General features: G+C 71.7%; 13 protein-coding genes. 5 read left to right on the top strand and 8 right to left on the bottom strand.

The window, feature by feature from the left end; all coding sequences use genetic code 11:
* Positions 1–89 precede the first annotated feature (89 nt).
* Complete coding sequence (locus ACFVZW_RS28325) at positions 90–1,313, bottom strand: aromatic acid exporter family protein (protein ID WP_384526918.1); 1,224 nt, start codon at positions 1,311–1,313, stop codon at positions 90–92.
* A 179-nt stretch (positions 1,314–1,492) separates the two neighbouring features.
* Between ACFVZW_RS28325 and ACFVZW_RS28320 the strand changes: the two genes are divergently transcribed.
* Positions 1,493–2,221: a VOC family protein gene (locus ACFVZW_RS28320; RefSeq protein ID WP_384526916.1), complete on the top strand. Its 729-nt coding sequence runs from the start codon at positions 1,493–1,495 to the stop codon at positions 2,219–2,221.
* Positions 2,222–2,245: 24 nt separating this feature from the next.
* Here the strand turns inward: ACFVZW_RS28320 and ACFVZW_RS28315 are convergent, their stop codons facing one another.
* Positions 2,246–2,857, bottom strand: a complete 612-nt coding sequence (locus ACFVZW_RS28315) for a hypothetical protein (RefSeq protein WP_384526914.1) — start codon at positions 2,855–2,857, stop codon at positions 2,246–2,248.
* Positions 2,858–3,017: 160 nt separating this feature from the next.
* On the opposite strand from ACFVZW_RS28315, the gene ACFVZW_RS28310 reads away from it, so the two are divergent.
* On the top strand, positions 3,018–4,595 hold the full coding sequence (locus tag ACFVZW_RS28310) for a GMC oxidoreductase (RefSeq protein WP_384526911.1): 1,578 nt from the start codon (positions 3,018–3,020) through the stop codon (positions 4,593–4,595).
* Positions 4,596–4,597: 2 nt separating this feature from the next.
* Here ACFVZW_RS28310 and ACFVZW_RS28305 read toward each other — a convergent pair whose 3' ends face one another.
* Positions 4,598–5,077, bottom strand: coding sequence for a carboxymuconolactone decarboxylase family protein (locus ACFVZW_RS28305; protein WP_384526908.1), 480 nt, complete (start codon positions 5,075–5,077; stop codon positions 4,598–4,600).
* On the bottom strand, positions 5,074–6,153 hold the full coding sequence (locus tag ACFVZW_RS28300; protein ID WP_384526905.1) for a dihydrodipicolinate reductase: 1,080 nt from the start codon (positions 6,151–6,153) through the stop codon (positions 5,074–5,076). Before ACFVZW_RS28300 ends, ACFVZW_RS28305 begins: the two co-directional genes overlap by 4 nt.
* Positions 6,154–6,281: 128 nt before the next feature.
* Between ACFVZW_RS28300 and ACFVZW_RS28295 the strand changes: the two genes are divergently transcribed.
* The 3 genes from ACFVZW_RS28295 to ACFVZW_RS28285 all read left to right on the top strand — a co-directional run bounded on the left by ACFVZW_RS28295 (position 6,282) and on the right by ACFVZW_RS28285 (position 8,839).
* Complete coding sequence (locus ACFVZW_RS28295) at positions 6,282–6,641, top strand: DUF779 domain-containing protein (RefSeq protein WP_384526902.1); 360 nt, start codon at positions 6,282–6,284, stop codon at positions 6,639–6,641.
* A gap of 74 nt (positions 6,642–6,715) precedes the next feature.
* Positions 6,716–7,933, top strand: a complete 1,218-nt coding sequence (locus ACFVZW_RS28290) for a phosphodiester glycosidase family protein (protein ID WP_384526900.1) — start codon at positions 6,716–6,718, stop codon at positions 7,931–7,933.
* Positions 7,934–8,038: 105 nt separating this feature from the next.
* Positions 8,039–8,839, top strand: a complete 801-nt coding sequence (locus ACFVZW_RS28285) for a VOC family protein (protein WP_384526897.1) — start codon at positions 8,039–8,041, stop codon at positions 8,837–8,839.
* A 52-nt stretch (positions 8,840–8,891) separates the two neighbouring features.
* Here ACFVZW_RS28285 and ACFVZW_RS28280 read toward each other — a convergent pair whose 3' ends face one another.
* From ACFVZW_RS28280 to ACFVZW_RS28265, 4 genes are all read right to left on the bottom strand, one after another.
* Positions 8,892–10,475 carry a hypothetical protein gene (locus ACFVZW_RS28280; RefSeq protein WP_384526894.1) on the bottom strand — a complete coding sequence of 528 codons (1,584 nt, stop codon included), beginning with the start codon at positions 10,473–10,475 and terminating at the stop codon, positions 8,892–8,894.
* A 129-nt stretch (positions 10,476–10,604) separates the two neighbouring features.
* Positions 10,605–10,799 (bottom strand): hypothetical protein, encoded by a 195-nt coding sequence (locus tag ACFVZW_RS28275; protein WP_329112937.1) that lies wholly within the window; start codon positions 10,797–10,799, stop codon positions 10,605–10,607.
* A 141-nt stretch (positions 10,800–10,940) separates the two neighbouring features.
* The gene (locus tag ACFVZW_RS28270; protein ID WP_384526890.1) at positions 10,941–12,323 is read right to left on the bottom strand and encodes an extracellular solute-binding protein; all 1,383 of its coding nucleotides are present in this window, start codon (positions 12,321–12,323) and stop codon (positions 10,941–10,943) included.
* A complete protein-coding gene (locus tag ACFVZW_RS28265) occupies positions 12,320–14,851 on the bottom strand; it encodes a substrate-binding domain-containing protein (RefSeq protein WP_384526887.1) in 2,532 nt (843 codons plus the stop codon). The genes ACFVZW_RS28270 and ACFVZW_RS28265 overlap by 4 nt, the downstream gene beginning before the upstream one ends.
* Between the last annotated feature and the right edge of the window lies 1 nt (position 14,852).

Below are 14,852 nucleotides of genomic sequence, written 5' to 3'. Positions count from 1 at the left end.
CCAACGCTCCGCGTTGACTCCCTCCTCCGCCTTGCGATCCACGGCACCAGACGCCGCTCCCCGATCCGGCCTGATCGACAAGACACCCCCTAGACCTCGAGTCGGTCGCGCAGGGCCGACAGCGGTGTGCGCTTCCCGGCGCGTTCGCGCGAGTGGCGGTCGAGTTCCTCCATGAGGCGGCGCCCGCGGTGGCCGGGATCCAGCTCGTCGAGGATCCGGTCGATCTCCGCGAGCAGCGCGCCGTGGAGCTGCCACTGCCGGGGGTCCCGCAGGACACCCCGGAGCAGCAGGTCGGCCACGTGGTCGCGGACCGCGCGGGTCGCGACGAGCTCCCCGGCGAGCCGTTCCTCCGCGGCGTCGGCGTTCGCGCTGACGCGCGCGGTGACGAGGACGGCGTAGCTCACGAGGGTGTCCGCGACGCGCGCCAGGAGGTCTTCGAGCGCGATCGCCACGTCGCGCGGGAAGAGCTCCTCCTCCCTGCGTTCCTTGGCGAGGTCGACGAGCGTTCGGGCCAGGACGCGCAGGACGACGGCGCAGATCTCCAGGGTGTCGAGCCCGGTGCGCAGGACGACACGGTGCAGGAGTCCCTCCTTGACGCGCGGATTGAGGCGGAGGCTGTCCTCGGCCTGCCGCAGCGCCGCGTCGACGTCGGCCACGTCGTTGTCGAGCCTGCGCGCCTCGTGCAGCCGCGCCTCGTGCCGGCGCGCGGCGGCGTGGGCGACGGGAGCCTGGGTCGCGAGCTCCTCGCCCATGCGCAGCAGCAGCTGCCGCATCCGCCGTGCCAGGTCCTCGATGGACTCCCCCGCCGATCCGACCCAGACCGGTGGCACGAGCAGCACGTTGAAGAGCAGGCCCACCACGGCCCCGATGAGGGTTTCGAGGACCCGGTCCCAGGCGGTGTTGGTGACCTGGGTGACGCCGAGGACGAGCATGGCGCTGATCGCGACCTCGGGCACGAACTCGTCGACGCGCACGAACCGGCCCACCACCAGCGAGGCCAGGATGATCAGCCCGAGACTCCACCAGGTCAGCCCGACCAGGGCGCTGAACGCGATCGCGATGATCACGCCGACGACGACGGCGTTGACGCGGCGGATCCCGGTCTTGAGCGTGGAGTAGAGCGTCACCTGGACGACGAGCAGGGCGGTGAGCGGCGCGGTCAGCGGGGCCGCCTCGCTGCTCAGCTGGAGCGCGACGACATAGGAGATCGTCGCCGCGGCGGTGGACCGGAGGGTCTGGACGACGACCGGGTCCCTGCGCCGCGCGAGCAGGTCGGCCAGCGGTTCTCGTAGCGCGGCGCGCACGTCCGTCACCTTTCAAGGTTTTCGCACCCTCGGCCGCTTCGCACTCCGTACCGGGACGGCCCTCCGGAATGGCGGTCTCGTCGGGGGTACGGTGGGATGGAGAACGATCACGCGTCCACGACGGATGGATGAAGGTTGTGTCGACCTCGAGCCATGCGGTGTCCGGCGCCCCCTGTTGGGTCAGTCTCATGGCCCGGGATCTCCGAGCCGCCGAGTCCTTCTACGGTGCCGTCTTCGGCTGGCAGTTCCGGCCCACCCGGTTGGGTGAGGAGTTCTCCGTCGCCATGAGCGAGGGGGCGCCCGTCGCCGGGATCGGTGCCCTGGCGCCACGCCTGGCCGTGGCGGTCGCCTGGACGCCCTATTTCGCGGTCGACGACGCCGATGTGACCGCGGCCCGGATCCGGGAGCGCAGCGCCACCGTGGCCGTCGGGCCCCTGCGGTTCGGTACGGGCCGTGCGGCGCTGGCCTCCGACCGCGAGGGCGCCGTCTTCGGCATCTGGGAGGGCGAGGTGATCCCCGACTGGAGTGTCGGCAAGGGAGGCGCCCCGGCCTGGCTGGAGCTGCGGACGAGGAACGCCTTCGACGCGGCCATCTTCTACGCCGAGGTGCTGGACTGGGCCGGCGAGCGGCCCGGCTGCTGTCAGGTCGCCTACGAGGACGACCATGTCGTGCTGAGCCACGCGGGTGTCACCGTCGCGCGGCTGTTCGGCGGCGCGGTGGAGGCGGCCCCCGATCCTCAGGTCAGGCCGCGCTGGCACGTGCACTTCCGGGTGCCCGACGTCGACATCGCCGCCGAGACGGCCCTCAAGGCGGGCGGTACGACCGTGTCGGCCGTCCTCCCCTCGGGGAACGGCCGGCGCATCACGCTGCGCGATCCGGACGGCGGGCTCTTCACGGTCTCCGACAGCGTGGAGTGACCGTGGGGCGCCCCGCGCGGGAGGTCACTCGCCCGCGTGCGCGGCCCGGCGGATCGTCGCGTCGAGGAGGGCCAGGGCCTGGTCCTGGTTACGCCCCGGTGCGCGGTTCCAGGGGCCGATGAGGCCGGTCCAGCCCTGGGCGCGCAGTTCGGTGACGATCCAGGCGGCGGAGCGGTTCATGGTGTCGGCGCTGCCGTAGCCGAGGCGGTGCGCGGTCAGCAGGGCGCCGCAGAGGCAGCGGGCGCCCCGGACGTCGCGGAGGCGGTACGGGCGGTTCTGCCAGCCCCACTCGACGAGGACGTCGCGGGCGTGGGCGAGGTGGGTGGAGGGGCGCAGGTCGGATTGTCCGATGCGGCGCCAGGTGTGCAGCCGGTCGGGCAGGACCGCGCCGAGGCGTCCAGGGAGCCGCCGTTCGGCGGGCGGGGGCGTGGTGAGGCCGGCGAGGGCGGTGGCGACGAGCTGGTCGACGGGGACGCTGAGGAGCCGGCGCCAGTCCTCCGGTGGGGTTTCGACGGGGGCGGCCGGCGTGTCGGCGGGGGCGCCCCAGTGCCGGACGATCTCCTGCCAGGCGGCGGTGTCGTGGAGCCGCGCGGCGGCGCGGTCGACGGTCTCGGGGGCGAGGGTCGGCAGGGACATGTGCGCTCCGGGCTCAGCGGTTCTCCAACTCTTCAGAATGTCGGCTTTGCCCCGATCATTCTTGAGCGATCCACCCAAAAGTTACCAATCGGTATGCCGTGACTTCCCATCCGGGCGGCAGTAGAACTCGTTCCCATTCCACCCGACAGTGAGGAACGACATGGCTGTATCACGCCGTGGATTCATCACGGGAACAGGTTCTATTCTCGGCGCTCTGGCGCTCCCCTCACACGCCTACGGATCGACCACACAGGCCCGCATCCCCGCGCTGGTGATCGGCACCGGCTACGGCGGTTCCGTCGCCGCGCTGCGCCTCGCCCAGGCGGGCGTCGACGTGCACATGGTCGAGATGGGCATGGCCTGGGACACCCCCGGCCCCGACGGCAAGATCTTCGCCAACACGACCACACCCGACTACCGCTCGTTCTGGCTGCGCACCCGGACCAAGCAGCCCCTGAGCCAGTTCCTCGGCTTCCCGCTCGACAAGGACGTCCCGCGGCACACCGGCATCCTGGACGCCGAGGAGTTCGGCGGCATCACCGTCTACCAGGGCCGGGGCGTCGGCGGCGGTTCGCTGGTGAACGGCGGCATGGCGGTCACGCCCCGCCGGGAGAACTTCGGGGCGATCCTGCCCTCCGTGAACGCCGACGAGATGTACGACGTCTACTACCCCCGCGCCAACGCCGGCCTCGGGGTGAACCACGTCGACCCCGCCTGGTGGGAGAGCGCCGCCTGCTACCAGTACGCCCGGGTCGGCCGTAAGCATGCCCAGCGCTCCGGCTTCCCCTTCGTCTTCGTGCCCAACGTCTACGACTGGGAGTACATGAAGCAGGAGCAGGCCGGCGCCGTGCCCAAGTCGGCGCTGGCCGGCGAGGTGCTCTACGGCAACAACCACGGCAAGAAGACCCTGCAGAAGACCTATCTGGCCCAGGCCCGGGCGACCGGCCGGGTCACCGTCACGCCGCTGCACAGGGTGACGTCGGTGACCCCGGCGTCGGGCGGCGGCTACACGGTCGTGATGGACGTGCTCGACAGCGGCGGGAACACCACGGCCACCACCTCCGCCGTGGCGGACCGGGTGTTCTTCGCGGCCGGCAGCGTCGGCACCAGCAAGCTGCTGACCAAGCTGAGGGCCACCGGCGCGCTACCCCTCCTCAACGGCGAGATCGGCCAGGGCTGGGGCGACAACGGCAACGTCATGTGCGGCCGCGCGAACCACATGTGGGACCCGACGGGCAAGCTCCAGTCGTCCATGCCCACGGCGGGCATCGACAACTGGGCCGCGGGCGGTGCGTTCGCCGAGGTGGCGCCGCTGCCGACCGGGATCGAGACGTACGCCTCGTTCTACCTGTCGATCACCAAGAACCCGCACCGCGCCGCCTTCTCGTGGAACCCCGCGGCCGGCCGCGTCGACCTGAACTGGCAGACCGCCTGGAAGCAGCCGTCCATCGACGCCGCGAAGACCATCTTCGACAAGATCAACGCGAAGGAGGGCACGATCTACCGCACCGACCTCTTCGGCGCGTACAAGATCTGGGGCGACCACCTCACGTACCACCCGCTCGGCGGCGCGGTGCTGAACCGCGCCACCGACAACTACGGTCGCCTCCACGGCCATCCCGGCCTCTATGTGATCGACGGCGCGCTGATCCCCGGCAACACCAGCGTCAACCCGTTCGTCACCATCACGGCGCTCGCCGAACGCAACATCGAGAAGATCATCGCCACCGATCTCTGAGGTCACTGGGTGGGCAGCACACACACCGCATCGAGGCCCAGCACCCGGTTGAGCCGCCCGAACGACAACCAGGAGCCGATGCTCATCGTCAGCTCCACGATCTCGGGCTGGCTGTAGTGAGCGGTCATACGAGTCCAGAAGTCCTCGTCGAGACCGTGATGATCCAGGGCGTACCGCTCGGCGTACTCCGCGGCCAGCCGCGTACGGTCGTCGAAGACATCGGTGGTGCGCCACTGGGTCACCGCGTCCGCGAACGACTCCTCGACCTTCTCGCCGTCACGGTCGGTCCGCCAGTCCAGGCAGAACAGACAGCCGTTGATCTGCGCGACGCGCAGCCGCGCCGCCTCGAACTCGCGCAGTCCCAGGGTCGTGTGGGCGTAGACGGAGAGGGAGAAGTTCGCGGCGGCCGTGCCGATCTCGGGGACGATCTCGCCCCATACGTATTCGATCGGGTGCCTGCCCTCGGGGACGTCGATTCTCATGGCCGATTCCTTCCCAGTCGGCCCACTGCGGGCCGCAGCGGGACGTCGAGCGCGTCGTAGAGGCCGGGCTTCGCGTCCACGAGCCAGTCGACGGCGTTCACCAGCCGGCCGACGGCGGTGGCGTTCCCGCCCGCGGAACGGTTCTCGCCCTCGTCGCTCGCCTCCACCGTGACCTCGATGCGCGGGCGTCCCTCGATGACCACCCGGTGCGCGCCCGTGCCGTCGGGCGGCGTCGGCCAGTCGGGGGCGCAGGAGGGGTGAATGCGGGTGATGTGCTCGATGACGATGCGGGGTTCGCCGTCGACGATGCCCTGCACCTCGAAGCGCACGGCGCCCTGTGTGCCGGCCTCGAAGACGCCCATCGTCCGGGTGGTGACCGTGGTGTCGAGGGCGCGCCGCTCCAGGGTCTCGCGGATCTCGTCGAGTTCGACGCCGAGGGCGCGGGCCATGAGCCGGAGCTGGCCGCCCCACACCATGGTCGGTATGGACGGGGCGAGCATCAGGGGCTCGTACTCCATCGGGTGCCCCATGCCGATGAGGTGGCGGACCGAGTCCTCCTGCTCGTACGTGGAGTAGTCGAAGATCTCCTGGCAGCGGATCGCGTCCACGGTGGTGCCGAGGCCACTGATCAGCAGGGGGAGCACATCGTTGCCCCAGCCGGGGTCGACGCCGGAGACGAAGAGCGAGCCGCCGCCCTCCGCGACGGCGGCGAGCACCGGGTCCCGGAACTCCGGCGGGGCGCTGCGCGGGTCGTAGAGCGGGTAGAGCGCGGGGGTCACCACCACCGCTCCCGCCCGGACGGACCTGACGACGTCGGCGAGCGCCTCGTCGGGCCGGAGGTCGCCGGAGGCGGCGTACACCACCGCTCGGGGGCGGGCCGCGAGCACGGCGTCGATGTCGTCGGTCGCCGCGACGCCCAGGGCGCGGTCGAGACCGGCGAGTTCGCCCGCGTCGCGGCCGACCTTGGCCGGATCGTGGACGAGGACGGCGGCGAGTGCGAGCGCCGGGTGGGCGTCGACGGCCCGCAGGGCCGCGCGGCCGACGTTTCCGGTGCCCCAGACAACGGTCGGAATCATGCGGGGAAGAGTAACCTGACGGATCGTCAGTTCCTAGAGGCGCGGACGATTTCGGCGGGCGCAACGCACTCGCAACCTCCGCCGGTGTTCGCTGGACCACCGACGGACCCACGAGGAAGGGGCGGGAGATGGATCGACCCGGAGCGCGGGTGGAGTTGACTCCCGCCGCGGCCGACCTCGTGCGGCGGCTGCGGGACGCGCACGGTCCGCTGATGTTCCACCAGTCGGGCGGCTGCTGCGACGGCAGTGCGCCGATGTGCTACCCGGACGGGGAGTTCCGCACCGGCGCCTCGGACGTGCTGCTCGCCTCCCTGGAGGTCGCCGGCGCCACGGAGCCGGTCCCGTTCTGGATGTCGAAAGCGCAGTTCGAGCTGTGGAGTCACACCCGGCTGATCGTGGACGTCGTGCCCGGGCGGGGCAGCGGGTTCTCCCTGGAGGCCCCGGAAGGCGTCCGTTTCCTCATCCGTTCCCGCCTGGTCGACTCCTAGCCGCTCCGCCGGAACGGTGGTCTGGTCAACTCTGGTGAATCTTGGGAGAGTCGACGGGACGCCTGGGGGGAATCGTGCGGGGTCCGGGTACACGTACGCGCGCGCTGGCGACCGTCCTGCTGGCCTGGTGCGCCCTGCTGGCCGGGGCCACGCCCGGCACGGCCGAGGCCGTCTGGACGGAGGTCGCCCCGGGAGTCACGTACCGCTCCTTCGACGTGCCCGCGCTCGACGGGCCGGCCCGGGTCCATCTGCTCTCCGTCGATCTGCGCGAGTCGGGGGTCGGCGTCGATCTGCTGACGCCCGGGGCCGTCGGGGCGCGCGCACCGATGTCGGCGCTCGCCGGGTCGCGCGGCGCGGTCGCCGGGGTCAACGGCGACTTCTTCAACATCACCGAGACCCAGCACCCGGGCGTCGAGGCGACCGGCGCGCCGGTCGGTCCCGCGATCGCAGGCGGACGGGTGCTGAAGGCGGCGGTGCCGACCGGACAGCGCTTCGGCCCCGCCCTGCCACCGGGCACCGACACGCGCGAGGTGCTGGGCGTGGGCGTCGACGGCCGGGCCCGGCTCGGCCGGCTCACCCTGGACGGCGCGGTCTCCACACCCGGCGGCAAGCTCACGCTCGGCGGTCTGAACCAGTACGCGCTGCCGGTCGGATCGGTCGGGGTGTTCACCTCCGACTGGGGCGCCGTCTCACGACTGCGCGCCACGTGCGGCACGGACACGGACCGCGCGGCGCCGTGCAGCACGGAGACGTACGAGGTGACGGTGCGCGACGGAAGGGTCGTCGAGCTGGCCGACACGCCCGGGCGGGGCCCGATCGCCGAGGGCACCGAGGTCCTCGTGGGAAGGGAGGCGGGCGCTCGGCGACTGCGCTCGCTGACCGTGGGCGACCGGGTCGGCGTGCGCCATCGGCTCGTCGCCGACGGCTCCCGGGTCCCGTACCGCTTCGCGGTGGGCGGTTATCCGGTGCTGCGCGCGGGTGAGCCGCTTCCCGGCCTCGACGCGCGCACCTCCGCCGTCCGCTCGGCGGCCGGTGTCACGGATCGCGGGCGCCGGCTGCTGCTGATGGCTCTGGACGGGGCGCCCGAGCACCGCACGGGGCTGACGATCGCCGAGGTGGCCTCGGTGATGGCGGGCGTGGGGGCCGTGGACGCGTTCAGTCTCGACGGGGGCGGCTCCTCCACACTGGTCGCACGCGACCCGGACACCTCGACCGTCACCGTGCGCAACCATCCCGCCGGAGGGGTCGAGCGTCCCGTGCCGAACGGCATCGGGATCTTCGCGCGCGACTGACCGATCCGGACACGCTCCGTCACCGAGCGAGGCACGCCTGTCCTGGCTAGCGTGGGTCACGGCAACCCCATCGGGAATCTCATCGATCGGAAGAGAGTCACCGTCATGGCCGCACGACCTGAAGGCACACCCTGCTGGACCGACGCGATGTTCACCGACGTCGAGGGCGCCAAGACGTTCTACGGCGAGGTGCTGGGCTGGACCTTCGGCGAATCGTCCTCGGAATACGGCAATTACACCCAGGCCTACAAGAACGGCAAGGCCGTCGCGGCCGTCGTCCCGCCCATGCCCGGCCAGGACGGCTCCCCTCAGTCGGCCTGGTGTCTGTACTACGCCTCGCCGGATGTCGCCGCCACGGCCGAGAAGATCAAAAGCAGCGGCGGCACCGTCGTCATGGAGCCGATGGCCGTCGGCGACTTCGGCTCCATGTGTCTGGCCCAGGACCCGGCCGGCGTCATGTTCGGCGTCTGGCAGCCCGGCTCCCACAAGGGATTCGAGCTGGAGGGCGAGCCCGGCTCCTACGTGTGGGCCGAGGTCTTCACCCGGGAGCCCGCGAAGTCGGACGACTTCCTCACGTCGGTGTTCGGCTACAACGCCAAGAAGATGGTCGACGAGACCATGGACTACAAGGTCTTCGACCTGGGCGGCGACATGCCGGTCCTGGGGCGGATGAAGATGACGTCGGAGGACTTCCCGGCCGAGGTCCCGTCGTACATCCAGGTCTACTTCGCCGTCGACAACTGCGACCAGGCGGTCGACAGGGCCGTGAAGCTCGGCGGCCAGAAGGTCTTCGGGCCGATGGACAGCCCCTTCGGCCGGTTCGCGGCGATCATGGACCCGCAGGGCGCGGCGTTCGCGGTGATCGACGTCAAGACCACCGAGGGCGAGATGCCCGAGATGGTCTGAGCCCGGTACGGCAGGTGCCCGGGGCCCGTGGGGTCCCGGGCACCGTCGTGTCTCAGGCGCCGTCGCGCACGGCGACGATCCCGTTGAAGACGCCGACGTACGCCGTCCCGTCGGGCCCGATGGTGATCGGGGCCCAGTTGTTGTCGTAGGCGATCCCGGTGCCGGTGAACCTCTTCCAGACGCGCTTCCCGGTACGGAAGTCGACCGCCGTCAGATACCAGGCGTCGATGCCGAAGGCGTTCGGCTCCTTCTCGTAGAAGTACAACAGGCCGTTGGCGGTGGACAGTTTGGGCACGGTGGAGGGCGAGCGGACGTCGCTCTCCCAGACGGTGTCGCAGCCGCTGCCGTCGGGGCGGACGTCGATCCGGGTCGCCCCGCCGACGACGCTGCGGCCGAAGGTCAGCGTGGTGGGGTTCTCGTAGCCGTAGTTGTTCTCGACGACGAGGCTGTTGCCCCAGCTGATCAGGGAGTTGTCGGTGGTCGAGGCGCCGGAGCGGAAGACCGGGACCTTGCAGACCAGGCGCTGTGCGTCGGGGACGTCGGCGCCGCGTCGGTAGACGAGGACTTTCATCCGGTCGTCGGCGTTGTCGGTGATCGCGACGTAGGAGTCACCGACGCCGAAGAGGTCGGGAGTGGTGCCCGAACCCTGGTTCACCGAGCCGGGCTTGGTGCCGGTCCCCCGGTCGTACGTCCGGCGCCACTGGATCCGCGGGGTGCCGTCGGCGTCGGCGCGGAAGCTGTAGAGCGCGTGGTCGGAGACGATGGAGACGCCGTCCTCGGCGACGGAGAACGAGTTCTGGATCTCCTCGCCGGCCAGCCGGACCGAGCGGAGCGTGCCGGTGGCGGGGTCGACCGTGCCGACCCGGCCGAGCCGGGTCACCCACCAGACGCGGCCGTCCCAGTCGGGCATGACGGAGGTGACGGGGTCACAGACGCCGCTGGGGAAGAGGTTGGTCCAGCTGACGCAGTCGTGCGGGACGAGCGAGGTGAGGTCCCAGTCGTCCTCGACCGTGAACTGCCAGCTCCCGTCCGGCTTCTGGCCGTGTGCGATACGGAGGATGTGCTGTCGGGAGTCGGCGAGGACGACCCGGTCCCGGTTGTCGAGGTAGAAGTAGGCGCCGCCCGAGGTGTCCTTGAAGATCTTCTCGAAGTCCAGGCGGGTGATGGCCTCGACGGTCGAGGAGCGCTGCGGCAGCCGGTACTCGGCGAGCGTGTCCAGGGTGCGGGGGTCGAGCAGCTTGAGCAGGAAGCCGGAGAAGGTGCCGCAGACGGTGAGGATCCGGCCGGCCGAGTCGAAGGTGACGGTGGCGCACTCGCCGCCGAGGGCGGCGATCTTCTCGCTGGAGACCTCCGGGTCGCGCCCGAGCGGCCCGGAGAAGGGGTGGGTGCCGCTGCCCGCGCCGTCCGCATGCATCCCGCTGCGCCCGTTGGGGGCGAGGTAGGGGTGCTGGGCGGGCGGCGCGCCCGGTACGGGCAGAGCGGTGGCGGGAGCGCCGTCGTAGTGGTCGACGAGCCGGTGGCCGGGGGCCAGCGGTATGTCGTCGGCGAGGGCGACGGGGGTGGCGAGCGCGAGGGCGGTCGCGCTCACCGCGGCGATCAGGGCGAGCACACGGGCTCGTCTTCGGGGGGTGGTCAATGCGGCTCCTCGGGTGCGTACGTCGGTCGCGCCGGCGGCCGACGTTAAGCCCGAGTCCGTGAGATGTACATGCAACTGCCCGTTGTTTCATGGGCACTTCATGATCGTGAAACGTTCCGCCGAACGGTGTCAGGGCTTGAGGCTGCTGACCACGTTGGCGGTGGCGGCGACCCCGTTCTGGATGGTCGGCGCCATGCTCGTGCCGGCGAGGAAGAAGCCGAGCAGGGCGCAGACCAGCGCGTGGGACAGCTTGAGGCCGCCGTTGCGGAGGAAGATCACCGCCAGGACGAGCAGCAGCAGTACGACAGAAACGGACACGGCCATCGCCCACACCCTCCTTGCGCCGCGCCGGAATCGCGGCGTTCGGCGGCCAGTGTGGCGCAGCGGGGGCGCCGTCCGGCCGTACGGCGTGCCTGCCGAACGGGTGACATTCCCACCGCGGCGGTTCAGCCGCGGTGGACGGACTCACGAGGAGGGCTCGGGCAGGGCGTCTCGCAGCGCCTCGTCCAGGTCCTGCGCGAGCTCCTTGTCGGTGGGAGGACTGTCGCCGAACAGCCGGCTCAGATGCGTGGTGAAGGTCTGGGTGAAGGCCCCGTAGTGCGGGGTGCGGGGGCGGGCGACGGCCTCGCCCTTCAGGGCGGTGAGCAGGGTGGTCCGCGCGTACAGCGGGCGCCCGTCCGCACGCGGCATCCGGTCCGCGCTCTCCGCCGACGGCGAGGGCGCGGAGGCGGCGGGCAGCCTGCAGGAGACCTTGTCCTCCGTGTACGCGGACTCCCGGGTGGCGGCGAAGCCCGCGTCGAGCAGGCAGCGTTCGCTCTGCGGGTCGGTGAGGAACCTGATCAGATCCCGCGCCGCTTCGGCGCGCTTGCCGGTGGCGGACGTGGTGACGGCGAGGTTCTGGCCTCCGAGGACCGCCTTGCCGGGCAGCGGCGCGACTCCGAGCCGGTCGGGGGTGAGCGACTGGTGCAACGTGCGGTAGGCGTAGGGCCAGTGACGCAGGAAGGTCGTCCTGCCGTCGATGAAGGCGGTGAGGGACGCGGCCTCGTCGGAGCCGGTGGCATCGGGGAGCAGGTAGGAGCTCTCGGTCCGGGCGCGCAGCTCCTCGAGACCGTCCTCGAGGCCGCCCGCGGTGGCCGTGTAGCGGCCGCGTTCGTCGGTGAGGCCGCCTTCGAGGACCGAGGCGAACGCCTCGATGCCGTTGACCGTCAGGCCTTCGTACGGGGCGAGTTGGGTGGTCCAGCCCGCCTCGACGCCGGGAAGGTCGGCCTGTTCGACGGTCCTGATGAGGTCGCGCACCTGGTTCCAGGTGGTGTTCTCGTCGAGGCGGGTGTTCTTGTTCTGCACCCCGGCCTGCTCCAGATGGTCGCGGCGGTAGTAGAGCAGCCCGACGTCGGTGTTGAAGGGGACGGAGTAGGTCCTGTCGTCCCAACGCGCCGTACGGGCCACGGAGTCGATGACGTCGCCGTCGACGAGGCCCGCGTCCAGCTCCTGGACGAGCTTCGCCTCGGCGAACTCGGGGACCCAGGTGACGTCCAGGTTGACCACGTCGTACCGCGCGCTGCCGGACTGGAGGGCGCCGAGCAGCTGGCTGCGCTGCTGGTCGGCGGAGCCCGGCAGTTCGACCAGGCGCGCCTGGTGGGTGTTGCCCGGCCTGGCGTTCCACTCCTTGATCAGCTTCTCGCGGATGCCGCCCTTGCCGGTGACGTCCCGGCCGCTGGCGATCAGGAGCGGTGCGCCGGAGTCCGTCGCGTTCTCGGGCGGGTCACCGCCCTCGCCCGTGCACGCGCCGAGCGCGAGGAGACAGGCGAGGAGGAAGGTGGTGGTGCGGCGGGACGCGCGGGCGGTCATGTCCCCTCCCCCGTACCGGTTCTGGCGACCTCGTCCCGCAGCCCGGCGATGAGGTCCCCCGAGCCGTCCAGACACCGTCCGCCGCTCGCGGTCGCGATCCGCTCGTCGGGCCGGCCCTTGGCACAGCCGCCGACGTCCAGGGAGGCCGTGACGACCGGGACCCCAGCCTGCCGCAGCGTCGGGAGCAACCCCTCCAGCCGGCCGCCGGAGACGTTGTCCTCGTCGTCCGTGACGAAGACGACCAGCCGGGGCCGGTCGTCGTCTCCTCCTGCCTTCACGGCGGTCACCGCGGCGCTCAACGCCCGGTACGGATCGGCCTCGTTGTCCTCGATCCGGGCCCCGCCGAAGGTCCTCTTCGCCTCGTCGCGGTTCTTGTGCGTGCCGAGGGCCAGCAGAGGCGTGTAGGGGCGGGCGGCTCCGGGCTTCGAGGACACCGTCCACAGGCCGTACTCGTCCTGGCCGCCCAGCCCGCCGATGGACTGCTGGATGATCCCCGGACCGCCGCCGGGACCGTCCCACGAGCTCCTCATCGAACCGGAGTTGTCGAGCAGGAACAGCACCCGTCCGGGGCCGTTGGCCTTGCGGTACCCCTCCAGGGCGGCGTCCATCGCCTTGGCGTCGCCCGCGTCCGGAAGCCGCCCGGGGTCGGCGAGCGCGCCGTTGGCGGGGGGCGAGGCGGGCGGGGAGGCCGGGGTCTGCGCGTCGCCGGGGCCGGCGCGGTAGCCGTCGCCCGTGAACACCTCCACTCCCTCCGGGCCGGTCAGCCAGGCACGGAAGCGGTCGGCGGCATCGTCCCGGGCCGCCTTGTCCTGGTCGCCGCCGTCCCAGCGGACCCGCACGAAGGGCAGGGTGAGCCGGGGCACGTCGGCCGGGTACTCCGCCACGCGGGGAGTCCGGGTCTGGCGCCCGCAGCTCACCCCCGTCCTCAGCAGGTGCTCCGGCACGAGCGCCGCCGTCTTCGTGTCGACGGCGGCCACCTTGGGCAGCTCGCACAGCAGCGCGCGGCCGTCGGGCAGCGGCCGTCCGGGCGCCAGGCCCCGTTCCACACCGGCCGCGGCGCCGGGACGGTTCCCGTACAGGCCCACGGTGGCGAGCAGTCCGGAGTCGGTGTGTTCCGGGTCGCTCCGCGCCACGACGGCGCCGGCGGCGCGCTGGGTCAGCGCCTCGACGAACTGGGCGAGCGGGCGGCCGAGCCGGTCCTTCTCCGACCCTTCGGCCAGCTGCGCGGGGACGGCCAGCACCATCGGCGAGTGGACGAACGGTTTGTGCGCCGTGAGCTCCACCGACGTTCCGCCGCCGCTGTAGGAGCGGGCACGGTCGACGGCTGCCGCCGAGCCGGGAACCCAGATGTCCGGCTGGGGGCCGATGTCCCGCTGGGGGTTGGTCTCGGTGTCGGGGTCCTGCCAGAAGCGGGAGGAGTCCCGGAAGGCGGCGATGGCGTCGGCGGCCTTGGCGCCGTAGACGGTGATGCCGCTGCGCCGGCAGCCGTCTTCCTGGTTGGCGGGCGACTCCAGATAGGCGTTGACCGCCTTGCGTACGGTCGGCTCGGAGTCCGGGTCGGTGAGCAGTCTCAGTTCCAGGGGGGACGTGCACGGGCTCGTCGGCAGGGCGCGGTAGACGGCGAACCCCACCACGACGGCCAGGGACAGGGCCAGGGCCGCCCAGGCCGGGAAGGGGACACGGCGCCATCGCCCGCGCCGCCGCGGCGGGACGGGCGGAGGGGGCGGCGGCGGAGGGGGCTGCGGAGGCTCGACGTCGGCGGCGGCGAGGACGACGTCGGCGCCGTCGGCGGGGCAGCTCTGCGGCACCCACGGGGTCGGCTTCTTGCGCAGCGTGGTGTGGTTCTTGGACATGTACGTCCTGAGCGCGTCGGATAGCGCGCTGAAGCTCACCTCGCCACCGGCGTCGTCGACGCCCTTCTCGAGCATGCGGACCAACTGGGCGGTGAAGGGTGTGGGCGTGCCCGAGTCCCCCGCGTCGATCCTGTCGTTCGCCTGCACGCAGGCGAGCAGCGAGATCCGCCCGCGATGGTCCGCGGGCAGCTTGTTCCAGGCCGCCGAGGCGTTGCCCGCGTAGCAGCAGTCGAGGACGACCACCACCTGCTCGGCCCGACCTTGGCACAGGGCCGGGAGCACCTCGCTCCAGCGGACGGCCTGCAGGAACGCGGGCGGATCTCCCGGCACGATCGTCGTGCGGGGCATGGCGAACCACAGTTCGTCCGGCTCGTTGTAGCTGGACACGAGGCCGTGTCCGGCGAAGTACAGCAGGAGCAGCCCGTCCGCCCGGTCGCGGGCGCGCATGAGGTCCCGGAAGAACGGGTCGGAACCGGCCGGGCTGCTGGTGGTGATGTCCTCCTCGCGGAACACCCCACCCGCGCGCAGCGCCCTCTTCAGCTCCGTGCTGTTGTGCCGGACGGCCGCGATGTCGCCCAGCATGCCGGACGGGTCCGGCGGCAGATCGGAGGTGTACTCGGGCACCGTGACGAGCAGAGCGTGGTTCACCCTTCCGCGCGGGTCGAAGCGCGCCACC

It is taken from the genome of Streptomyces sp. NPDC059567 (assembly GCF_042735655.1).
Classification (GTDB): domain Bacteria; phylum Actinomycetota; class Actinomycetes; order Streptomycetales; family Streptomycetaceae; genus Streptomyces.
Note: the sequence above shows the minus strand (reverse complement) of the source record. Positions and strands in the feature narration are given on the sequence as shown.